19 protein-coding genes are annotated in these 23,302 nt (G+C 47.2%); 7 read left to right on the plus strand and 12 right to left on the minus strand.

Going from position 1 to position 23,302, the window contains the following annotated elements; all coding sequences use genetic code 11:
• Nucleotides 1–448 precede the first annotated feature (448 nt).
• Nucleotides 449–3,409 (minus strand): glycosyl hydrolase family 28-related protein, encoded by a 2,961-nt coding sequence (locus tag KVT36_RS26565; RefSeq protein WP_217606474.1) that lies wholly within the window; start codon nucleotides 3,407–3,409, stop codon nucleotides 449–451.
• Between the two features lie 49 nt (nucleotides 3,410–3,458).
• On the minus strand, nucleotides 3,459–3,965 hold the full coding sequence (locus tag KVT36_RS26570; protein ID WP_217606475.1) for a cupin domain-containing protein: 507 nt from the start codon (nucleotides 3,963–3,965) through the stop codon (nucleotides 3,459–3,461).
• A 312-nt stretch (nucleotides 3,966–4,277) separates the two neighbouring features.
• On the opposite strand from KVT36_RS26570, the gene KVT36_RS26575 reads away from it, so the two are divergent.
• Nucleotides 4,278–5,576 (plus strand): OmpA family protein, encoded by a 1,299-nt coding sequence (locus tag KVT36_RS26575; protein ID WP_217606476.1) that lies wholly within the window; start codon nucleotides 4,278–4,280, stop codon nucleotides 5,574–5,576.
• A gap of 100 nt (nucleotides 5,577–5,676) precedes the next feature.
• Here KVT36_RS26575 and KVT36_RS26580 read toward each other — a convergent pair whose 3' ends face one another.
• From KVT36_RS26580 to KVT36_RS26620, 9 genes are all read right to left on the minus strand, one after another.
• Nucleotides 5,677–6,111, minus strand: a complete 435-nt coding sequence (locus KVT36_RS26580; protein WP_217606477.1) for a TonB family protein — start codon at nucleotides 6,109–6,111, stop codon at nucleotides 5,677–5,679.
• A 193-nt stretch (nucleotides 6,112–6,304) separates the two neighbouring features.
• Nucleotides 6,305–6,946 carry a response regulator transcription factor gene (locus tag KVT36_RS26585; RefSeq protein WP_217606478.1) on the minus strand — a complete coding sequence of 214 codons (642 nt, stop codon included), beginning with the start codon at nucleotides 6,944–6,946 and terminating at the stop codon, nucleotides 6,305–6,307.
• Entirely contained in the window at nucleotides 6,937–7,731 is a 795-nt protein-coding gene (locus tag KVT36_RS26590) for a sensor histidine kinase (protein ID WP_217606479.1), read from the minus strand. The genes KVT36_RS26585 and KVT36_RS26590 overlap by 10 nt, the downstream gene beginning before the upstream one ends.
• A complete protein-coding gene (locus KVT36_RS26595; RefSeq protein ID WP_217606480.1) occupies nucleotides 7,704–8,354 on the minus strand; it encodes a hypothetical protein in 651 nt (216 codons plus the stop codon). Before KVT36_RS26595 ends, KVT36_RS26590 begins: the two co-directional genes overlap by 28 nt.
• A 4-nt stretch (nucleotides 8,355–8,358) precedes the next feature.
• A complete protein-coding gene (locus tag KVT36_RS26600; RefSeq protein WP_217606481.1) occupies nucleotides 8,359–8,946 on the minus strand; it encodes a hypothetical protein in 588 nt (195 codons plus the stop codon).
• A 102-nt stretch (nucleotides 8,947–9,048) separates the two neighbouring features.
• Nucleotides 9,049–10,527, minus strand: a complete 1,479-nt coding sequence (locus KVT36_RS26605) for a hypothetical protein (RefSeq protein ID WP_217606482.1) — start codon at nucleotides 10,525–10,527, stop codon at nucleotides 9,049–9,051.
• 43 nt (nucleotides 10,528–10,570) lie between these two features.
• Entirely contained in the window at nucleotides 10,571–11,407 is an 837-nt protein-coding gene (locus tag KVT36_RS26610) for a hypothetical protein (RefSeq protein WP_217606483.1), read from the minus strand.
• 329 nt (nucleotides 11,408–11,736) lie between these two features.
• Nucleotides 11,737–11,982 (minus strand): Atu4866 domain-containing protein, encoded by a 246-nt coding sequence (locus KVT36_RS26615; protein WP_217606484.1) that lies wholly within the window; start codon nucleotides 11,980–11,982, stop codon nucleotides 11,737–11,739.
• Nucleotides 11,983–12,005: 23 nt separating this feature from the next.
• Nucleotides 12,006–12,860: an SDR family NAD(P)-dependent oxidoreductase gene (locus tag KVT36_RS26620; protein ID WP_217606485.1), complete on the minus strand. Its 855-nt coding sequence runs from the start codon at nucleotides 12,858–12,860 to the stop codon at nucleotides 12,006–12,008.
• 292 nt (nucleotides 12,861–13,152) lie between these two features.
• On the opposite strand from KVT36_RS26620, the gene KVT36_RS26625 reads away from it, so the two are divergent.
• The 6 genes from KVT36_RS26625 (at nucleotide 13,153) to KVT36_RS26650 (ending at nucleotide 20,981) form a co-directional block, all read left to right on the plus strand.
• Complete coding sequence (locus KVT36_RS26625; RefSeq protein ID WP_217606486.1) at nucleotides 13,153–14,460, plus strand: SWIM zinc finger family protein; 1,308 nt, start codon at nucleotides 13,153–13,155, stop codon at nucleotides 14,458–14,460.
• Nucleotides 14,461–14,463: 3 nt separating this feature from the next.
• Entirely contained in the window at nucleotides 14,464–15,951 is a 1,488-nt protein-coding gene (locus KVT36_RS26630; protein WP_217606487.1) for a DUF5691 domain-containing protein, read from the plus strand.
• 20 nt (nucleotides 15,952–15,971) lie between these two features.
• The gene (locus KVT36_RS26635; protein ID WP_217606488.1) at nucleotides 15,972–17,051 is read left to right on the plus strand and encodes an AAA family ATPase; all 1,080 of its coding nucleotides are present in this window, start codon (nucleotides 15,972–15,974) and stop codon (nucleotides 17,049–17,051) included.
• A 15-nt stretch (nucleotides 17,052–17,066) separates the two neighbouring features.
• Complete coding sequence (locus tag KVT36_RS26640) at nucleotides 17,067–19,379, plus strand: DUF5682 family protein (protein WP_217606489.1); 2,313 nt, start codon at nucleotides 17,067–17,069, stop codon at nucleotides 19,377–19,379.
• On the plus strand, nucleotides 19,376–20,515 hold the full coding sequence (locus tag KVT36_RS26645) for a VWA domain-containing protein (protein ID WP_217606490.1): 1,140 nt from the start codon (nucleotides 19,376–19,378) through the stop codon (nucleotides 20,513–20,515). The genes KVT36_RS26640 and KVT36_RS26645 overlap by 4 nt, the downstream gene beginning before the upstream one ends.
• 157 nt (nucleotides 20,516–20,672) lie before the next feature.
• Nucleotides 20,673–20,981 (plus strand): DUF3175 domain-containing protein, encoded by a 309-nt coding sequence (locus KVT36_RS26650; protein ID WP_217606491.1) that lies wholly within the window; start codon nucleotides 20,673–20,675, stop codon nucleotides 20,979–20,981.
• Here the strand turns inward: KVT36_RS26650 and KVT36_RS26655 are convergent, their stop codons facing one another.
• Nucleotides 20,982–23,195: a PQQ-binding-like beta-propeller repeat protein gene (locus KVT36_RS26655; protein WP_254640218.1), complete on the minus strand. Its 2,214-nt coding sequence runs from the start codon at nucleotides 23,193–23,195 to the stop codon at nucleotides 20,982–20,984.
• Nucleotides 23,196–23,302: the final 107 nt, after the last annotated feature.

The raw sequence follows: 23,302 nt of genomic DNA on the forward strand, positions 1-23,302 counted from the left end.
AAAAGCTTTGAAGGTAAAGAAAAGCAAGCGGCCAAAGTTAACCCCGACGATCCACAAATACCAATGCCATGGTATTCCTACGCCGGAATGAAGGCCAGCGATCTTGCAGCAATCTATGCGTATTTAAGAACTGTTAAACCGATAAACAACCGGGTGATAGCGTTTCAGAAGTTTTGAATTTCTTAAGTTCCTTACTATAAAGCGACACTTAACAAACAGTCATTGAGATGGAGGTGGCGACATCCGGTTAATGTGGTTACCACCTTTTATGTTTAGCGGTGTAAGAACATTAGAGTTTACTGTTGGCGTAATTGTATGGCATGTAAAGCAGCGGAGTGACGGGCTTTCGTGGATTTTGTCGCCGGTGGAGCTGCCGTGTGAAAGTGAATTTGAATAGATCTTACATGCAAACCCGCTCTCTTTTGGAGCGGGCTTGCTGTTTTTATAACTATTTAATCATTGTCCTGTACAATCCCGTACGCCCGGTAAAATATAAAGTATTACCATTCGTAATAACCAGTGATGACGGGCGTTCCGGCACACGGATCCATTCCCGTTGTTTACCTGCTGCATCAAAAGAATAAATATCCCCATCTGCTACCCATACATTACCCTGCTGATCAGGAATAGAATTAAACTCACCTTTTTCTGCAAAGTATTTCAGGTCAGAAAGATACCCCTGTGCATCTACCTGCATTTTCACGGTACGTTTGTCATATTCATCCACAGCATATAAAGGCTTGCCGGGGAAAGCGTTTACCAGGGCGCAGGAGCGGGCAAGATCGTAACAGATGGGGATGATGGTTTTCCCATCCGGCGCTATCCAGCATTCCTCATTCCTGTTTAATGATACGGTATTGAAATCATGATAATCGCGCCAGCGGTTGGAGGGGTATAATGCTTTATATACATTCTTCACCGTGCCCATTTGTTTTTTATCCAGCAGCCGGATGGTGTTTTCCGGTTGTTCCGGATCCACTGCATATACCAGTGTGCCAAAGCCGGAGTTACCCCAACCACTAAACGAAGTACCGCTGGCATCCGGCGGATTCTGATAGCGTTCCGGCTGCCCGTTGATGATGTAACCTGGTTGCGGGTTGTAGCGGAACACCACCAGCAGGTTGTCTTTGGAATCACAGGCCAGTGAAAGCGGCTCCCAGGGAAAATCTGCCAGCAGCTGCAGGGATTGTGTGGCAGCCGACCATTTGTACACGCGTTTCATACGCTGCTCTGCAAAGTATACGTTGCCTTTTGAATCTGCGCAAAGGCCAATGGCAAATTCAAAACCTTTAGCTAACAGCTGCAGGGGCGCAGCAGCTTTTGCGGGTTTATTACCGCTGATAAGTAAACGCGCAAACTCTGTAGGGCGGATGGTTATATCAGTATTAATATCGTAGAGCGGGTTATCGGTAGTATACTTGATCTGGCTGTAGTTATGCACATTCAGCAGCTCCAGGTTAGTACAATCCCAGGTACGTACGGAATAAGGATAGGGCACTTTAACCCTGATCACGCGGAACATATACAGATTGGCAAAGGTCATATCCTTGCAGGATTCAATTTCCAGCGGCTGGCATCCGGAGCTTTCCACACTTTCTTCTTCCAGCTGTAAAGCATATACTTTCCAGTTGGATACATTTTTGAAACGTACCTCATTCCGTACATGGTGCTCTACTGACATGGCATATATCCTGCCGCGTGTAGCCGTATTGTTTACATAACACCCGGAGGTGGCAAAAGTGCTGGCTGACCAGATATTTTTGAAAATACCACCGCCGTTATTGGTTACCCACAAGCTCCAGTATTGCGTGTCCCACAGCGGATCTCCCACTGTGCGGCGGCCTGTTTGCGGCTGCTCTCTTTCTTCCCATTTCCAGCGCACCTGCGGGCCCGGGCGCATGGTGCCATGCCCGCCAATGAACTTCACATCATCCACCATTGACTTTTCCCCGGCCATCCATTTACAGGCTACGGCGCGGTAGTTGCTTTCTGCAGTGTACAAACCAATCCCGGTGATGATGTTGGTGCCGCCTTCCGGCGCTTCTACCATGGCTTTGGGCGCGCCAAAGCTGCCGAATGCCGGTGCATTTTCTGCCAGCGCAAAATTAGTGGCCATGGGGTGCAGGCCTATTAATACGGTATTAGGCTTTAGCCGGATGGTTTCAGAGATGCGGTAAGAGCCTTGCGGTACGTAAATTACACGGTGTTCGTCAATGGCTTTTTGAATGGCTTTGGTATCATCGGTAACACCATCGCCCGCTGCACCTAAGGTTTTCAGGTTCACCCAGTCTGCCATGGGTGGAAGTGCAGGTATATCATTGTTAAGCGTGGCCGGTAATGTTTTTAGTGGTTGTATTTCGCTGATGGTTTTATATACCGGTTCTTTATCCAGGTCATCTATCTGCAGCCCATATACGAAGCGTTGTACTTCGTACGTGGTGTAAGCAGCTTTAGTTACGCTGTCTGCTTTTGGGTAATGCACCAGCACCGGTACCTGCCTGCAATACAGGTTGCGGATGTTCAGCTGCATATTGGCATTGCCTTCATTGCTTATCCTGATAGCGGTATCGCGGATATTTTCAAATTTGCAGTTTTCCAGGAATAGTTTTTCCCAATAGTTGCTGTCTACCTGTATAGCGGCTGGTACATTTTTTACCTGCATGCGCACAATGGTAAATCCGGCCTGCTGTGTTTTAATAGCGGTTTTGCGCTGCCCTTCAAAGTAAGTATCCATCATCATGAACTGCCAGCCGGGAGATGCTTTAGTGGTGTAGATGCCATAATCACCGCCAAAGAATTTTACATCTTCCATAAAGTTACCCACATCAAACAAACCGGCTTTTCCTTTTCCTATATCAATATTGCAATGAGATACATAGCTGTGTTGTGCAAAGTGGGTACGCAGCGCTACTGCAGCGGGATTGCCGTCTTCGATCTTCAGATCAATATTGGAGAGGGCGCTGTAAAAAGTACCGGCGCCGGCATCACTTACATTACTGCCGGGTTCCACTATGCTGCTGGTGAACCAGAACATATAAGATGCTTTGCCTTTGTCCTGCTGGTTGGCTTCAGCAAAACCAGGCGAGTGCTGTTTTAAGATGATCAGCGGGCGGCTTTTTCCATAACCTATTAAGCGTATGGCAGCAGGAATGTAAATGGTTTTGGAAATAAAGTAAGTGCCTTCCGGGATGAAGAGGATGCCGAAGTTCCTGTTTTTCTTCAGCTGGTTAATAGCGGTTTGCAGCTGGTCAGATACATCTGCCGCCTTGCCGGGAGCAAAATATACCGCCTCCGGATCGTCCGGCTTCTGCGTGTACAAAGACTTGCCGGGTGTGAATTGACTGAAAACATTGCTGCAGCTGCCGGTTAACAGAACCAGCAGCAAAAAGGCCTTGACGTGGTAAGCCATATAGAGTGGAATTTTTTGCAACAACAAAATAGTACGGAAAGAGATAGATTCAAAGAGTATCCAGATAATCCGGCGGGAAAAGCTGCTGCCCATATTTTTCACTGATCTCTTTCATTTTGTTGATGCCTGCTTCATCCATTGGTACTGGCGGTAAAAATGTGCCGGCACTTACCGGTGTACCTGCTGCCTTGAAAAAATCATCTAACCCAGCCGGCACCACAATACATAACAGGTGCGCCATTTGCCCGCTCTTGTTCTTAAATGCATGCACAATACCGCCTTTGGGTATATTCACAAAAGCGCCTTTGCGGGCCACATAGGTTTGCGTTTCCGTTCGCACTTCAATTTCTCCATCCACTACATAAAAGTTTTCCTGGAAGCTGGCATGTGCATGCGGTCCGGGGCCGCTGCCCGGTGGCACCAGCATATCTATCACGGCAAATTCGCGCTGGGTTTGCTGTCCGCTGATTATAATACGATAGTTGCCGCCTGCCATGGCTAAGCTATCGCCGGCTGTAGGGTCTACGGTAATGGCGGGTTGTTTGGTTTGTTCCATATAACAATGTTTGAAAAAGTTCAGATCCAATTGGCACAACTACTGTGCCGTTACTAATGATCTGAAATTTAAAAATTTAATTGAACAAAGTTCCTCTGTGCGCGTACTAAAGTGTGCTGTTTTATACTTAACCGGTTGTTAAGAGCTGGTTATACGTTAATAAATCCGTACAATTCCCCTTTATGTCACCGCGGATCTTTACGTATAAACCCGGTTTTTTGCAACCCGGGCGGTCTGCATGCGGTAAAGACGATTATTTGTATATTTTTGTACCCATTCTGATTAACCTTAATCTCTCCTAAGAGTACAACAATGAAAAAGCTTTTTGTAATTGGGACCGCCTGTATGTTAACCTGTACGGTAGTAAAGGCACAGCTATTTGACCGCATTAAAAATAAAATGGAGCAGAAAGCAAATGATGCGATAGACAAAACTATAGACAATGCAGGTAAGAAGAAAGACAAAAAGAAATCCGGTGAAAGCTCCCCGGAAAGTACTGATAACGGGAGTACCGGCACTACTACCACTACGAACGGTGAAAGCAGTGCAGGTGTGGCCATAGGACCTAACGTGGATATTACCTCTTATTCCAAATTTGATTTTGTGCCCGGCGCCAAAATAATTATAGATGAAGATTTTTCACAGGAGGCCATTGGTGATTTTCCCGCGCAATGGAACACCCGCACCGGCGCAGAAGTGGTGACCGTGAACAACCGCCCGGGTAAATGGCTGAGCATTAAACAGGACGGCGTTTTTTACCCGGAATACCTGACCAGTAACTTCCCCGACAACTTTACGCTGCAGGTAGATCTAATGGCCAACAACGGCATTGCCAACATCGGGCAGCTTACTATCAGCCTGCTGCAAGCAAAAAATGCAGATGAGAAGTTTGATTATGGTAAAGAGACCAGTACCAGCAGTATTCCCAACTTTAAGGCGAGCTTTAACCCCAAGTCTTCCGGGGATGGCGATATGTATTATTCCAGCAATGTTATCGGCAATCATAACATCAGCGCTACACCCGAGTTTAATGTACCCAAAAAGAACGCTGTAAGAGTATCCATCTGGCGGCAGAAACAACGCATACGTGTGTACCTTGACAGCACTAAAACGCTGGACCTGCCCCGTGCGCTGGATGCCAATGCTGTGCTGAACTCCCTGGTATTTGCCACCTATGCGCCGGATTATGGCAAGGAAGGCGGAACCTTCTTTATCAGCAACATCCGCCTGGCAGTAGGCGCACCGGATACCCGCAACAAGCTGATAACAGAAGGCAAATTTGTGACACACGGTATTTTGTTTGATGTGAACAGTGATAAGATCCAGGCCGCGTCCTACGGCAGCCTGCAGGATATTGCCAATGTGCTGAAAGAAAATGCCGGGGTGCGTGTGAAAATTGTAGGCCATACAGATGCTAATGGTGATGACCAGCTGAACCAGGACCTTTCCAAACGCCGCGCTGCAGCGGTAAAAGAGTCGCTCAGCAAAAGTTTTGGTATTGATGCTTCCCGTATGGATACGGATGGTAAAGGCAAAACACAGCCTATTGATGATAACAATACAGCTGCCGGCCGGGCCAATAACAGGCGGGTAGAGTTTATAAAGCTGTAATCCCGCTGCTGTAAAAGCATATAATTATAAAACCCGCTATGGTTAGCACCGTAGCGGGTTTTAATTTTTAACTAAAGCTGGCGTAGAGTAGCCGCTGACGTTAGTTTACGTCAGACGGTAGTGAAAATTTTATCGGTAAAGTATGGCTCATTTTCGCTGTAATGGAATTTTGCTTGCCCGGTATCCACTTACCGCTTTCCTTTATCAGGCGCACGGCTTCCTCTCCCATAGCGGGGCTGGGCGATCTCATACAGGTAACATTAGACAGGGTGCTGTCTTTTGCCACCACAAAATATACATAGGCAATACCTTCCAAACGTGCCTGTTTATCTTTTTCCGGATAGCGTAAATTCTTGCTAATGAACCGCTGAAGGCTGTCTGTACCTTTCAGGTAGCTGGGCGGTTGTTCAATAAACACAAAAACGCGGTCGTCCCCATCACTTTCCTTTGTAAGCGGTATATCGGCCGTTTTAGTTTGTGCCATGCCCGGGATAACGGTTCCCAAAAGTGTTATCCAGAGTAAAAATCGAATCATATTAATATTATTTAATATAGCAAGATAGGGACTTTTCTGAAAAAGCCGGTTATGTGGATGTTAAGGTTAAAAAAGTATCTTTAAATGGTATAAATGTATCATTGGGATGCAGCAGAATTATTGGGAGCCTGTACAAGGGTCCAATTTCTTCTTTCCCTCTCTGGTAGGGATTTAGGGTTAACAGGCCCTCTCTTTATAACTTTACGAACTCCCTGCGCAATGCTTCCATACACAGGCCTACCCTGCTTTGCACATTCAGCTTCTGGAAAAGCGTTTCCCGGTAGCCATCTACCGTTCTTTCACTCACATTCATTTTATTGGCAATTTCCTTGTAGGTCATGTCACTGCAGGCATGCTGAATAAATTCCAGCTCCCTGACCGTTAGCTTCAGATCTTTTTCTTTATTCGCTTTCATCATCAGCCTCCCGTAATTAATGTTATTGTTATCTGAATTATAGTATCCATTTTGCTGCACTTCGTCCAGCGCTTTTTCCAGTTCAGTTGGATGGCTGTCTTTCAGGAGATAAGCGCAGCAGCCGGCGCGCAGCATATTAATGATAGAGGCATCGCTATCATTCATAGATAAAGCGATGAGTTTTATAACCGGGTAGTTTTCGCTTATCCAGTTGGCGGTATCCACCCCATTCATCACAGGCATGTTCACGTCTATCAGCATCAGGTCCGGCGGTGTTTTCAGCAGGCGCAGTTTGTCCTGCATATCTTTTCCATTCAATGCTTCCAGCACTACCTCGTACTTATCAAAGCTTTGCAGCAGTGAGGTTAGTGATTTCAGAAAAAGCTGGTGATCATCCACCAGTCCGATCGTTATAGGCATATAGTATTGTTTACAACAGGAATAATTATACTCACAGTGGTGCCGCTGCCTAACACAGATTCCCAGGTAATACTGCCACCCAGCATTGCCGTACGGTGTTTCATATTCCGGATGCCCATGCCGCTGCCATGCCGGTTTATATCAAAGCCCTGGCCATTATCACTGATGTTCACCACCAGGTTTTGCTCCCGCATATTAATAAGAATATTGATGTACTCCGGCGTTGCATGTTTTACAGCATTTTGTATAGCTTCCTGCACAATCCTGAATAATACGATCTGCTGGTCGGGTACCAGCCCTAAATTAGTATTGCAGATAAACTCCGCACGTATGAGGTCTACACCGCTGTTCATCCTTGCCATTTCGGCCTGTAGGTTATCATAAAAGTTAAACTGGCGCAGCCATTCAGGGTCAATGGCCTTTGACAGTGACCGCAGCTCATTAATAGCCTGCCCAATGGTAATGTTGGCATTAAGCAATGTTTCAGGAGGTTGCTCCAGGTTACGCTCCGTTAGGCCCAGCAGCAGCCGCGAGGTGCTTAGTAACTGCCCGATATTATCGTGTAGTTCCTTGCCAATAAGCTGAAAAGTATCCTCCTGCGTTTCAAGTTTCACCTGCAGCATTTCATGTTCATATCTTTCTTTTAAGAACTGTTTTTCCAGCAGGTCTTTTGTGATCATTTTCTGATACCTCGCTATAGAAATAATAAATACTATCACCAGAAAGAATACCAGGAGTATACCACCAACAACTGTCATCAATATTTTTTCATTCTCCGTGAGCATATAAAAGCGTATGATAGTGTGAGATATAAAAAGAAGTTCAGACCATTATTAATATAGTTCCTCAACTGCCCTGCAACTATTGCATTTTTGGTAAGGTAGTAAGCATATACGGCATTAAAATAAAAGGTACAGGAGAAAAATACCAGCAGGGCCGTATAGATCCAGAACATAGGATGCCGGGTAACCGGCAGGCCGCCTGCATGTGGCATGCTGAGGAAAAGCAGTGTGATCCACACGGTATTTAACAAACAGCTGATCTCATATATTACAGAAGGGAAATTGGTGATCCGCGGCAAACTCCCAAACAGCAGGCAACAGCCCAGGTAAACCAATATGGAAGCGTACATCCAGTTACCAGCCGGCCTGCGCCGCATGTTCCTGGTGTAAAATAATGTTAACAAAACATACTCCATGGGCAAATAAAAATAGTAAGGTGCATTGCTGTTAATCTGATAATACTGCAGTACTTCCACCGTTATCTCTGTTACCAGGCCACAACACAGCACCAGCCGCAGGAAAAGAAGGCCAGGGACATTACCCGCCCTGGCCCTCAGGGATAAAAGAAGACAGCTGATATAGATGATAAAGTAAAATCTATCGTATATCGTAAATGTATCAGGCATGCAGTTAATAACTGGCTAGTAACAAGTCTGATGGATTATCTGAAACCTGCAAAGATGTGTGAACTGTATTTAGTGTAAGACTGGCCTTATGTACTTCCGCGATCACATAGTTGATCTTAACCGCAGGATCCGGGGGGGTACAGGCATCAACATCCTCCAGGGCATCGTTTACAATAGCTTTGGAAGGTGCGATGAGCTCACCATCATCATTTTGCCTGGGCTTATTCTTACCATCTTCCGATACGCCTACCAGTATAATAGTACTTTTGCCCTTTGATTTACCCACAATATAACGTATGCCTTCGCAGTCGCGCTGTGCCAGTATCTGCATAATAATCTCCTTTCCAAACACACCGGACACGGTTTGAAAGGCAGGATCCAGCAGGGTTTTAATAATGGCGAACCGGTTATCATTCAATAGGTCGGCCCACTGGGGGATGTCTTTTAGCTCTTCAATAAACTTGTTTGCGGCATCAATATCCGCTGCATAATCGTTGATCATTTTACAAGCGGCATGTTTGGTAATGGGTTGGCCAAAGCCTCTTACTTCTGTGGTATCGTCCGCCAGGCGAATTTCAAGTTTGTTGTTCATAGTGGTATGACAACCTTTTAAAAGCATTCCATTCGGTAACATAGTTGGGGATTTAAATGTTTGAGAATAGTGAGCGGATTTTGGGGATGATAATACTGATGGTTACTGGTTATTTGCTGTTGTATTGTGCCCTGTTCCTCCAAGGTTATAAGATACGGAAAAGAAACCACCTATCCTTACAGATTTTGTAGTAAGGTCGGCATCCTCTATACTGCCAAACCGGGCGTAGTCGTTCCAGCTGCGGTATTTGTTCTTCAAAACATCTGCATAACCGGCCGATGCGCCTATGCTGAACAGCAGCCGTTTTGCCAGGTCGTTACTGGCAGGGAAACCAAGGCTGGTTCCGACGAAGAGGCGGGAATTAGCAAACGTTGAAAAATCGGGCGCTAAACCGGTAGTAAGCATCCACTGAACTGCACCTTTGGTGGTACGGTACCAGTGCACATGTATTACCGGGCTAAAGGCCAGTACCTTGTTGCTTTTATACAGGGTTACCTTTGCGGTATCAGGACCAAGTTTTACATTCTCCGGGTTCTTACGCAGATTATAATCTGCACCGTTGCCGCCAATATTAACTGCCAGGCCTATACTGAAATCAACCCTTGACCCCCCGTAGGTTTTTATTCTGAATGGTTCAATGATTAACACCGGTTTACCTCTATGATCTTTTAACGAATCGCTGATTTCTATAAAATCGCCTTTTGCAGTAGCCACTTTCGTCGTCGGAATGTTATAATCTGCATTCATTAAACGTGTGGCGTTCTGGGATAATGAACCGGCATTTCCTTGTAATATGGAGGCGTTGGCGCCGGAGTATACTTTACCCAGCGCGGTTACCTTTTTATTAATAGAGTCAACCAGTGCGGCAGTTCTCTTTTTTTCTACTGCTGCGGCATCCTTCGGTAATGCATCGCTTAATAATTCCAGTGAGGCAGCCTTACGCGAAATATCCTGCAAATGGTTATTAATACTTTGTACGCCTGATTTGGTAATGCTGGCAATATCTTCCGGTGTATTGATCCTGTAAACACTTACGGGTGCAAAAACAGCGGTCTTCATTTTTACAACCGAATTGTTGGCGGGGTCGTTCATGGCTACCTTCAAAAGGGTATCCATATTCATAACCGCATTAATACTGATGATCTGCTGCTCTATATCTTTAAAAGCGCTGTTAATATCATCCAGCAGCTCCTTCTTTTTATCGAAGTAGGTTTTACTTTTATCCACATCCTGTTTCTTAATACCATCCAGGGTTACCAGCGTTTGTGCTTTAGCTTTCATGGCCACCAGGGCAGCCTGGTTATCGGCCGTTTTATTGGTAACACCACCAATGGTATTAATGCCGGATTGTACGGTGCTCATACCATCTTCATAATTATGATTTATTTCGTCAAAATCGGCCGTTACCGTAAATGCAAAAGGGTTTACATTTTTAAATCCAAGACTAAGGGCAGTACCTTCTTTTATATAACGTTTTACTGCGGGATCAAATTTGCTGGTAGCCATATCGTAGTTAAGCGTTTCCTGCGCAGAACAATAAAAAACCGATAAGGTGCAAATAATACAGAAAATGTGTTTCATGGTAAATTGTTTTGGGATTGTGTAAGAATGTGTGTACCAATATTTATTTGCTGATAGCCTGGTTAATATCCTCACGGAGCTGTGCCGCCCACCCGGCGGATACCGCCCTGAAGGCAGGCGCCATCATGATTGCAGCCAGTGGCTGACCGATGATCTCGTTTTTGGCTATAAGCTTTTGCAGCGGCGCTTTGGTAATTTTATCTATTATCTGGCGCCACGACATGTTATTTGTTTTACGGAGTACACCCAGGGATTGAAAAGTCAGTTCATTTGAAGTAAAAATACCCTGCCACCATTCGCCGGTTTCAGGTATACGCCAGGATATATAACCATCCTTCAATACCTGACGGGGTTGTGTAATGGAGCCTGTAAAGCTGTAGCGGACAGCAGGACTAAAAACAGGATCGAAATAGTTGGGAGTGTAAAAATCTGATACCAGAATGCCATTGATACGGTAGCCAAACTGTTCGCCTTCGCAGGGATCGCAGGCTTCTACCAGGTAGTTCACCCGTCCCTGATCGGGTTTAATAGACTGCGATGCAATGAAACGGTCGCCGAAAGGATCTACCAGCATTTCCACCACCTCGTGGCTTACGGTAAGTGCCGTGGCATTGCTGGCTACTACCAGCGCATAAGGCTGCCCATTCCTGTCGAGGTGAATGCCGGCTGCATCCACCCCAATATCATCGCGGATAATAATGGCCCAGTAATCGGGCGGAATATCTTCGAGCCTGGAAAAGGCATCCATGGTAGCTGGTATATTCCATACCGGGCTAAAGTCGCGTGTGATCTGCTTTTGAATGGCAGCTGCTATTTGTGTAACTTCTGTAAACCCAACTTTCTGGGATTCACTAACGAGTGCAAGAAAGATTGTTAACATGATAAGGGGGTTTATGTATTGTCCTGAAATTGATTATTTGCTCAGAATACCGGTTATGTAAGCCAGTAACAGCCAGCCTGTTGCGGCGATGATCAACTTTTTCATTGTTGTGAATTTTAAAAAAGATTTGCTTTGAGGTTATTTGTTGCTGTAAAAGTAGCTGTGGGGAACAAGCGTAACAACGGGATAATCACCATTGATAAGGGGGGTATTTTTCCCGGGTTTGATTGTTATAAACGGAGGGGGGGAAGAAATATTAATGCCACACCTGGCCGGTGTGGCATTAATTTTAAACAGTGTTTCCAGCGAATGAAAAATGTTTACAGTACTTACATCTCAGCTTTATAGAACACATAACCGCCGTGGTACAATACCCCATCCCGGAAATCGCCATCAGCACTAAAGCCGGAATCATCCTTGTACTCTATATGATCACCGTTAATGGTATAGCTGCCGGTGTAGGCGCTTTGGCGGGTGCCTCTTGCTTCATCATACCGGCCATTGGGTAACAATTCCTGGCGGATGTGACCATCTTTTGTCATCCACATGCCGGTGTAAGGGGAAGTTGTTTGCATACAGTACAGTTTTAAATGTTGTGCTATGCATTAACTGCTTCATGAGCAGTAGCGGTAGCCAGTGTTTTCCAGTCTTCCAGGTCCTTTTCAATAGCGGCTATTTTTCCATATGCCATTTCGTAAGCGTCTGCTCCAAGGAACAGGTGTAAAGGCGGATTTTTTTCATTGGCAATGCGGATCACCAATGCTACAGCCTTTTCGGGGTCGCCGGCCTGGTTACCATTTATTTCCTGCTGGTGCAGCTCCTGTACGGCCCTCACTGATTTGTAGGCTGCAATTTCATTAGCAGGCACGCGCAGGGAATCGGCAGTCAGGAACTGTGTTCTGAAATAACCCGGTGATACGATGGTAACGTTTACACCAAACTCTTTCACTTCTGCGGCTAAAGATTCTGAAAATCCGTCTACTGCAAATTTGGTAGCGCAGTAAATGCCGAAGCCGGGGAAATTACCGGTAAAACCTGCCACAGAAGAAATGTTGATGATGTGGCCGGACTGCTGCTCGCGCATATACGGCATTACGCTGCGTATTACGTTCAGGGTGCCAAATACATTCACATCAAAGTTGTCGCGGCTTTCCAGGTCGCTAAGCTCTTCCAGGCTGCCTGACAGGCCGTAGCCGGCGTTGTTCACTGCTATATCAATACGTCCAAAATGGTGAATGGTAGCGGCAACGGCATTTTTTACGCTGCTTTCTGATTTAATATCAACAGCCAGCGGAAAAAATCCTTCTACATTTTCACCTACTGCGGAGATCAGGTCATTTATATTCCTGGAGGTAGCGGCTACCTGCTGGCCTTGTTCCAATAGCTGCTTCACAAAGGAAAGACCTAAACCTTTGGAGGCGCCGGTAATAAACCATGTTTTTGTGCTGTTCATATGTTTGTGTTTTTGATGCAACAAAATTAGCGCAGGGAACCATGCGGGGGCTTACGCGGTTCAAACGTATTGTTGCAAAATTCAAACAATGGGAAAATGAAATGAGGTTGGATAGTAGGGGGTGCCCCTTATAGGGGGGGAGTATGGCTATTATTAATCAAAGAAATTTTCACAGAGTATGTGAAAAAGATATTAATAAAAGTCATCTGTCATTTCTGGTTTTTTTATTTATCTTTCAACGCTATTTTGTTTGTTTTTAACCGTCTTTTTGGGACATACTTAATTATTTTTCTTGCAACTAACTGAAGAACAGATATTAGCCCTCGCCCCTGACGAATCTTCAAAAAAATCAGGAAAGGATCTTGCCAATCCTGCCAAATGGGTAACTAAAGGTGTGAATGAAGCTGCGCTGTGGGGGGAGTGCCAGGGCAGCGGCAGCAAACCCTATCAAACACAGGTGGGGCTTGTGAACATGGCATTTAAATGTTCCTGCCCCAGCCGCAAATTTCCCTGCAAACATGGTTTGGGTTTATTACTGCTGCATGCACGGCATACTACAACATTCACAGATCATGAAACGCCTGCCTGGGTAGCAGAATGGTTGGATAAAAGAACCAAACGTGATGAGAAAAAGGTAGAAAAAGAAAGCAAACCGGTTGATGAAGCGGCACAGGCTAAACGTAAAGAAGCCCGGGAGCAAGGCGTGGAAGATGGTATTACGGAGCTGCTGTTATGGGTTAAAGACATTGTGCGCAATGGCATTCTGAACATACCGGAAAAAGGGCCTGCTTTTTTTGAGGGGATGGCCAAACGTATGGTAGATGCCAAAGCGCCTGGCCTGGCTGGTATGGTGCGGGCATTGGGGGATACGGATTTTTATGTGGAAGGCTGGCAAAGTTATTTTATGGACCAGCTGCTGCGTATATATTTAGTGATAGCAGGTTTTAATAACCGTGCCTCATTACCCGGGCCACTTGCAGAAGACATTCGCAGCTGGATAGGTTTTACGCAGAACCAGGAAGCGCTGAAAACACAAACCGGTATTACTGATACCTGGCTGGTACTGGGCAAACAAACTATTGACGAAGATAACCTGCTGGTAGAACGGAACTGGTTATATGGTACAGGTACCAATCAATATGCACTGGTATTACAGTTCAGCGTGCGCGGGCAGGGTATTACCTTTTCTTTTAGCCCTGGTATGAGTGTAGAGGCAGAGCTGGTGTTCTATCCCTCTGCCCAGCCTATGCGCGCCATTATTAAACGGCAGTTATCTACCAGCACAATTCCGCCTTACCAGGTTTTTAATAACTGGCAGCAGGTAGCAGCAGCAGAAACAGTTGCTTACGCAGCCCTGCCTTTCAGTACGGAACGCCCTTTTATACTGGCGCAAATAACGCCGGTACAATATGCGGGGCGCTGGTGGCTGGCAGATGATCAGCAGCAGCTGGTACAGCTGAAAGACAATTATAAACACCTATACACCCTGCTGGCATTGAGCGGTGGCCAGCCTTTGAACATGGCCGTGCTGGGGAAAGAGAATGTTTATGAACCCCTGGGTGTATGGAACGGAGCGCACTACATTAATATATCAAACTGACCTATGCAGTTTTGGACCAATATTGTACAAACCGCCCTTTTGGGTACGGATAAAAAACAGGTAAGCGCAGATGAGCTTACAGAAGATCTGAATACAGCGTATACCATTATCCACAGCAATACCACTACGGATAAAGAAGATAAATTTCTGCAAACCGCGGCACTGGCCTTTAACTACCGCCAAAGCGGTGCACAGCCTTTGCAAACCACACAAGCTGTAATGGAAGCGGCGCCCGCTGAAACGCAGGCCTATTGCAGCCCCGCGGCCCAACAGGTATTGCTGGATATTTTAGCAGAAGACAGTGCCGGATTACTGAATAGGTGGCTGGAGCTTTGTGCTGCCAAACAACAGATCGTGCAGCCTGCTGTGTTGCCGGCCCTGTTAAATGAAGCGGCACAACATAATACTTTCAGGCCGCTGGCAGCAGCGTGTATGGGCAACCGTGGTAAATGGCTTAGCCGGTTTAACCCCAGCTGGCAGTTTGCAGCAGATAAACCAGATGAAGATTTATGGCAAACCGGTACGCCGGAACAGCGCAAACGTGTGCTGCTTCGCTTAGCACATACTGACCCTGCCACAGCCCGCAGCTGGTTACAGGAAACCTGGACACAGGAAAATGCAGCAGGCAGAACGGAGCTGTTAAAAGGCCTGCCACCGGAAATGTTTGCAGATGATCTGACCTGGCTGGAAGGCTTGCAGCAGGATAAAAGTATAAAGGTAAAAGAAGAAGTGCAACACCTGTTAAAGCAGCTGCCTGCTTCCAGTGTGGTACAGCAATACTGGGAGGTATTACAGCAGGCGGTTACGTTAAAAAAGGAAAAAGCATTGCTGGGATTATCGTCCAAAACCGTATTGTACATACAGCTGCCGGAAAATATAGATGAGCGCATTTTTAAAACCGGCATTGAAAAAACCAGCAGCCAGAAAGGTGTTTCAGATGAGGACATGATCCTGTCGCGGTTAATAAGTGCTGTACCGCCACATTTATGGGAAGCACATTTACAGGAAACACCCGCCAATATTAAAGCGCTATTCCAAAAAGAAAAAGTAGGTGCATTATTTGTAAATGCCCTGGGCCTGGCCACCGGGCGGTTTAAGAACAGCAGCTGGACGGCTTTATTCCTGGATGATGAGCAGGGGTTTTATCATGACATATTACGATTGTTGCCAAAAAAAGAGCTGGAGCCTTTCCTGCTGAAAAGGTTTGCTAAGTATGCAGACCTGGCCATGCGCTTCCTGGCAGAGGAGACCACGGAAGAGTGGGGCCTGGAAATTACCAGGACATTTATGCAGCACGCTTCCAGGGATGCCTACCGGTATAACCGTGCTTTTTATAAGGCGCATATTCATTTAATACCGGTGCACATAGCCGGGGAGCTCAATAAATATGTGCCGAAGGAAGAATACCTGCATGGTACATGGGCGGGTATCAGCGATTATATTCAAAAGCTGTTATCACTGAAAACACAGACTATCAAAGCATTTCAATAACATTAAATACCCACATCATTATGTCAGCCATTTTGCGTAGTCATGCAGAACAATTGTTTGCACAGGAACTGGAAGAACTGCAAAAGCAGGATAGCGGTAAGCGTCCTGCAAACTGGAAGCTAACCCCGCAGGCCGTAGTTACCTATTTAATTGGCGGCAAGCTGAAGAACGGGTTTGAAATAACGCCAAAATATATTGGCAGCCGGCGTTTAATGGAAATAGCCGTAGCCACCCTTACCACAGACCGTGCTTTGTTATTATATGGTTTGCCGGGTACTGCCAAAAGCTGGGTGAGCGAGCACTTATCAGCCGCTGTAAGTGGGGATAGCACCATGATCATACAGGGCACTGCCGGCACCAGTGAAGAATCCATCCGTTATGGCTGGAACTATGCACGCCTGCTGGCAGAGGGGCCCAGTGAGAACGCACTGGTAGAAACGCCGGTAATGCGTGCTATGAAAGAAGGCAAGATCGTTCGTATTGAAGAGCTGACACGTATTGGCGCCGATGTACAGGATACACTGATCACCATTCTTTCAGAAAAAACATTACCTGTACCGGAGCTGAATACAGAAGTGCAGGCCGTAAAGGGCTTTAATGTAATTGCTACTGCCAACAACCGGGATAAAGGCGTGAACGATCTGTCCAGCGCATTAAAGCGCCGCTTTAACACGGTGATATTGCCGGTGCCGGACAGCATGGATGAAGAAATTGATATTGTACGCCGCCGCGTGGAAAGCTACGAAAAAACAATGGAGCTGCCCGCTGAGAAACCGGCGCTGGAAGAAATACGCCGTATTGTAACCATCTTCCGTGAGCTGCGCAGCGGTGTTACGTTGGATGGTAAAACAAAGATCAAAGTGCCCTCCGGAACACTAAGCACCGCAGAAGCCATCTCCGTAGTGAACAATGGCCTGGCTATGGCCGGCTATTTTGGTGATGGACAGCTGAAAGCCGCAGACCTGGCGGCCGGTGTTATTGGCGCTGTAGTAAAAGATCCTGTGCAGGATAAAGTAGTGTGGCAGGAATACCTGGAAACAGTAGTGAAACCAAGAGATGCCTGGAAGGACATTTACCGCGCCTGCCGCGATCTGATCTAAAAACGATAACAACGAATGGCTACGCATATATTAGGTATAAGGCATCATGGCCCGGGATCAGCCACGAACGTAAAACAGTTCCTGGAAAAGCTGAAACCGGATATTATATTGGTAGAAGGCCCGCCGGATGCAGATGGCATCCTGGAATGGGTAGGGCATGAGGAACTGAAACCGCCGGTAGCTATACTGGCTTACCAGCCGGACCAGGTCCAGCAGGCTGTTTTTTATCCGTTCGCAGAATTTTCACCGGAATGGCAGGCCATTCAATACGCGCGAAAAAATAAGATCCATGTACGTTTTATGGACCTGCCGCTGGCGCACCGTTTTGCCCTGGATAATGAAAAGAAGGAACAAGAAGCTGCAAAAGAAAAAGTAGCTACACCCGATACCGGGGAAGCGCCTTCCCTGAACCATAATGCATGGCGGAATGCAGCAGAAGAAGTAACTGAAGCAGCAGCAATAACCGAGATCCGCCGGAATCCGCTCTCATGGCTGGCTGCGGCAGCCGGTTTTGAAGACGATGAAAAGTGGTGGGAACATATGTTTGAGCACCGCCAGCATAATGAGCAGGTGTTTGAAGCAGTGCAGGAAGCCATGCAGGCCCTGCGGGATGCCTTACCGCAAAAAGACGACCGGGACGAACAGCTGCGTGAGGCTTACATGCGCAAAATAATACGGCAGGCAGAAAAAGAAATGTTCCCGGAAATAGCCGTGATCTGCGGCGCCTGGCATGCACCGGCACTTACCGGCATGCCATCGCAGAAAGCAGATAACGAACTGCTGAAAGGACTGCCCAAAGTAAAAGTAGAATGCACCTGGACGCCCTGGAGCTATAACCGTTTAAGTTATTACAGCGGTTATGGCGCAGGCATAGGGTCGCCCGGGTGGTATGAGCATGTATGGAAACATCCCAATGACGATGGTACCCGCTGGATGGCCGGAGTAGCCAAACTATTCCGTAAAAAGGATATGGACACTTCCGTAGCGCATGTAATAGAAGCTGTGCGCCTGGCGGAATCCCTGGCCTCTTTGCGGGAGCTGCCCAAAGCAGGGCTGGAAGAGCTGAATGAAGCCACATTAAGCGTATTATGTAACGGGGAAAATATTTTATTACGGCTGATAGAAGATGAGCTGATCGTAAGTAACAAAATGGGAGCCGTACCCACGGAAACGCCTAAACCCCCTTTACAGGTAGATATTGAAAAACAGCAAAAGAAACTACGGTTACCCGCCTCCGCAGACTGGAAGGATTATATACTGGACCTGCGTAAAGAGAACGACCTGGAACGCAGCATATTCCTGCACCGCCTGCAGCTGCTGGAGTTAAAGTGGGCTTATAAAAGTGACATTAGCGGCAAGGGCACCTTTAAAGAACAATGGCGTTTGCAATGGGACCCCGCTTTTACCATAGATATTATTGAAAAAGGTACCTGGGGTAATACCGCCGCGGAAGCCGCCACCAGGTACGTGATCAAACAGGCAGCAGAAGCTGCGGAACTGAAAACCGTAAGCACCCTGCTGGAAAATGCTATGCCTGCAGAGCTGCCCGGGGCCGTGCAGGTATTAATAGAACGGCTTAATAACCTCTCCGCAGCCAGTGGTGATGTGATACAGCTAATGGAAGTTATTCCGGCCCTGGTGAACATTAGCCGTTACGGCAACGTACGCAAAACAGATGCAGCGCTGGTAACAGATATTGTAACCGGTATGATCACGCGTATTTGCGTAAGCCTGCCCAATGCCTGCACCGGCATAGCTGATGATGCGGCGCAGGCTTTACTGGAGCTGTTCTTTAAAATGAACGATGCAGTAAATGTTTTACAGCAGCCGGAGGTTACCACCCAATGGCAGCAATGCCTGCAGAACATAGCCACTAATCCGCATACCGCGCCGGTAATAGCCGGTTATACTACCCGCCTGCTGGCTGATTATAAGCTGCTGGAAGGTGAGCCGCTGATACAGGCGTTTTACTTTGCAATGTCCACCGCCACTGCGCCCGCTATAGCAGCCGCCTGGCTGGAAGGGTTCTTAAAAGGCAGCGGTACCCTGTTGCTGATAGATATTAATTTATGGAGCGTGGTAAATAGCTGGGTAGCACAGCTGGATGATGCTACTTTCACACAGGTATTACCGCTGCTGCGCAGAACTTTTGCCAACTTTACCGCCAGTGAAAGAAGAAAGCTGGGAGAAAAGGTGAAGAATGGCGGCAGCAGCACTGCCGGCACTCCTGTTACAGATGGAAATTTTGATGCTGACCGCGCCCGTAAAGGGTTGCCGGTGGTAATGTTATTATTGGGATACCCACAACCGGAAGGAGGTAACACATGAGTAATGAAGCAGTCTTACGCAAATGGCGGCTGATACTGGGCAGTGGCCCCAATGACGGCATTGGTGCACCGCTAAACCCTGCTGATCTGCAAATGGATAAAACGCTGGAAGCGCTGTATGATAGTGACCGCAGTGGCGGTCTGGGGGCATCATCCCCTAATGTAAGCCGCTGGCTGGGCGACATCCGTACCTTTTTTCCCAACACCGTGGTGCAGGTAATGCAGCAGGATGCACTGAAACGCCTGAACCTGACCCAGATGTTATTTGAAAGTGAAATGCTGGAAAACGTAGCGCCGGATGTGCACCTCGTAGCCACGTTGATGACACTGAGCCGCGTAATACCTGATAAAACAAAAGATACTGCCCGGCAGGTAGTGCGTAAAGTAGTGGATGAGCTGCTGCGCAAACTGGCGCAACCCATGCAGCAGGCCGTAACCGGTAGCCTGAACAGGAGCATACGTAATACACGGCCCCGGCATCATGAAATTAACTGGCACAGCACCATTCGCAAAAATCTGAAACATTACCAGCCAGCGTATAAAACTATTATACCCGAAACTAAAATTGGTTACGGCCGTAAAAGAACTTCCCTGAAAGATGTGGTGCTGTGTATTGACCAAAGCGGCTCAATGGGTACCTCCGTGGTGTATTCCGGCATCTTTGGTTCTGTAATGGCTTCCATACCTGCTATCAAAACACGCATGGTGGTATTTGATACCGTTGTGGCAGACCTTACTGAAGAACTCAGCGATCCTGTAGAGCTGCTGTTTGGTGTGCAGTTAGGCGGTGGTACGGACATTAATGCAGCACTTACCTATTGCCAGCAGGTGATCACCAAACCGCTGGATACTGTGCTGGTTTTAATAACCGACCTGTATGAAGGCGGCAACCAGGATGGGATGCGTAAACGCGCAGTGGAGCTGACTGCCGCGGGTGTACAGGTTGTTGTACTGCTGGCCTTGAATGATGAAGGAGCGCCTTCTTACGACCATGGTAACGCACAATTCTTTTCCAATATAGGCGTACCCGTATTTGCCTGTACACCGGATAAATTCCCGGACCTGATGGCAGCGGCGCTTAGCAAGCAGGATATTGGCGGATGGGCTGCTAAAGAAGAGCTGGTATTGAAAAAATAGAATAACGCCCCATCAGGCTGCTTACATAATATTAGATTGTCTATAAAGGGCAACACATTGTTTATAAAAGGCCGCAATGCATTGTGGCCTGCGGTGTTAGCGCAAACTGGCTCGATTTTTCTCCTTTTTTGGGTATGATCATCAAAAAAATTGTTATATGCCTGCTACACATAAAAAAGCAACGCCACATAAAACTACCCGGAAATGGTCTGCTGAAGTAACAGAGAACAGTGATGCGCTTGATCTGAAGAAGAACATTTTTGAATCACATGATCCGAAGGAGATTGCGCAATCCCTGAAATCATCCGCCAATAAAAGCCACCGGCGTAAATCCAGCCCGTACAGGTCTGCCATGTCTATGTTGACCTTTTATATTAACCGGGCGGGAAAGAATTTGCCGAAGCGGCAAAAGAATGTACTGGAAAAAGCAAAAGATGAGCTGAGAGCGGCTTTTGGACGGGAGTGATCACTCCGGCAGGGCAAAAGCTACATACGTATCCCCAGATTTACTCCCTATTTTACCACCGCCGCATGCAATTACCACATACTGCTTACCATTCGCCATATAAGTAGCCGGAGTTGCATAACCTGCAGCGGGCAAAGGCGCTTCCCACAATACTTTACCGGTAGCTTTATCAAATGCGCGGATCTTTTCATCTTTAGTAGCTGCAATAAATATTACCCCGCCTTTAGTAACCAAAGGCCCGCCATAATTTTCAGTACCGGTTATAGGAATACCTTTTTTTGTGAGCTCCGCATATTCACCTAAGGGAACTTTCCATAACAGCTTACCGCTGTTCAGGTCTACGGCGTTCAGGGTGCCCCAGGGCGGCTTAATGCCGGGGTAACCAGCTGCATCCAGGAAACGGTTATACCCCGTCATGGTATAGGGTACTTCATCCAGGATGTTTTTTTTCATACGCATGCTGTCTGTGCTACCCGGCTCTTTGGGCATCTCTTTTTTAGTGGCCGGTATGGCAGGCTGTTTTTCCTGCAGGTGTAGTAAAAAGGCCAGCAGCGCCTGTTTTTCGCCGGTTTCCATTTTAAAGGCGGGCATCATGTTCTTGCCATGCGTAATAATTTCCTGTACCTGTGCAGCGGAATATTTTTTACCAATATCTACCAGGGAAGGATAGGAGCTGCCATTGCCTTTCAGCTCCGGCCCATGGCAGGCCACGCAGTATTTGCCATACACGGCTTTGCCCAGGTTTTTGGGAGAAACATCTGCCGTTTTAGCCGGCATATCTATCATGGTTAATGACCAGGGCAGCTCGCTGCTGTTCACATACAAAATACCGGTTTCCGGGTCCACGGCTGCGCCGCCCCATTCGCCGCCACCGTCAAAACCCGGGAAGATCCATACCCCTGCTTTGCTGGGTGGTGTGAACATGGTATTGTATTTCACCTGGCGGAACTTTTCCATCAGTAATTCATATGATTCATGTGTAAGGCCAAATACATCGGCAGAGTCAAAATGCTGGCGGGCAAAAGGTTCCGGCAGGGTAGGGATGGGCTGTGTGGGCCACACCACTTCTCCCGGCAGGTCAGAGGCTGGTACCGGCGTTTCATTGATGGGAAATACGGGCTGCCCGTTGCTGCGGTCAAATAAAAAGATGTACCCGTGTTTGGTGACCTGCGCTACGGCATCGATCTTTTTACCATTATGGGTAATGGTTACCAGGTTGGGATTGGCTGCCAGGTCACGGTCCCAAAGGTCGTGATGCACAAACTGGTAATGCCAGCTGTATTTGCCTGTAGCCGCATCCAGCGCTATCAGTGAATTACCATACAGGTTAGCTCCTTTGCGGATGCCGCCATAAAAATCGCCCCCGATAGACCCGGTAGGCACATACAGCACGCCCGTTTTTTCATCTAACGACATACCGGCCCAGCTATTGGCGCCGCCGAACTTTTTCCAGGCATCCTTATCGTCCCAGGTATCATAACCTTTTTCGCCGGGTTGGGGAACAGTATGGAAGATCCAGGCCCGCTTGCCGGTAAGCACATCATAGGCGCGGATATGGCCGGGTGCTGCATCCGCAGATTCTGCTACCCGCATGCCAATGATCATTAAGTTTTTGTAGATGATACCTGGTGTGGTAGCTGCAATAAAGGGATTATAGCTGGCGGTGTCACGGTCCAGGTCTTTGGAAAGATCCACATACCCTTTTTCGCCAAAGCTGCTGATATGTTTACCGGTAGCAGCATCAATAGCATATACCTTTTCACCCACACTGTAAAGAATGCGTTTATCTTTCCCGTCCTCACTTTGCCAGTACATAACACCGCGGCTTACTTTAAAGAAAGCCATTGGATCGGCATTGGCAGTGTCTTCCAGGCTGGCGGGGTCAAATATCCATTTAGGAGTGCCGGTGGCTGCATCCAGCGCCAGCAGCTTCAGGCGCGGAGAAGTGCCATACAGCACGTCATCTATTATAATGGGATTACACTGGTTCTGGGAATGATTGTCCGGGTCTTTATCGTGGGAGCTGTAGGTCCAGGCTACCTGCAGTTTGGCTGCATTCCCGGTATTGATCTGGTCATTGGATGAATAACGGATCCCGTCTTTGGAACCGGCATAGCTGCGCCAGCCGCTGTAATCGTGGTGGGCAGAAGGTTGCCGGCAGGCCGCCAGCATCAGCACTGATAGGGCTGCCTGCGTGAACGTGCGTAAGATCATACGTGGATTAGCTTATCTTCCAAATATAAGCGTCCGGTCCTGTATTTTATAATTTACCGGGGGGATGAAATACCGCCGGTAAATCCGATTTTTGCAGCAGTAATACA

The sequence above is a fragment of the Chitinophaga sp. GbtcB8 genome (assembly GCF_019091455.1).
GTDB lineage: Bacteria > Bacteroidota > Bacteroidia > Chitinophagales > Chitinophagaceae > Chitinophaga.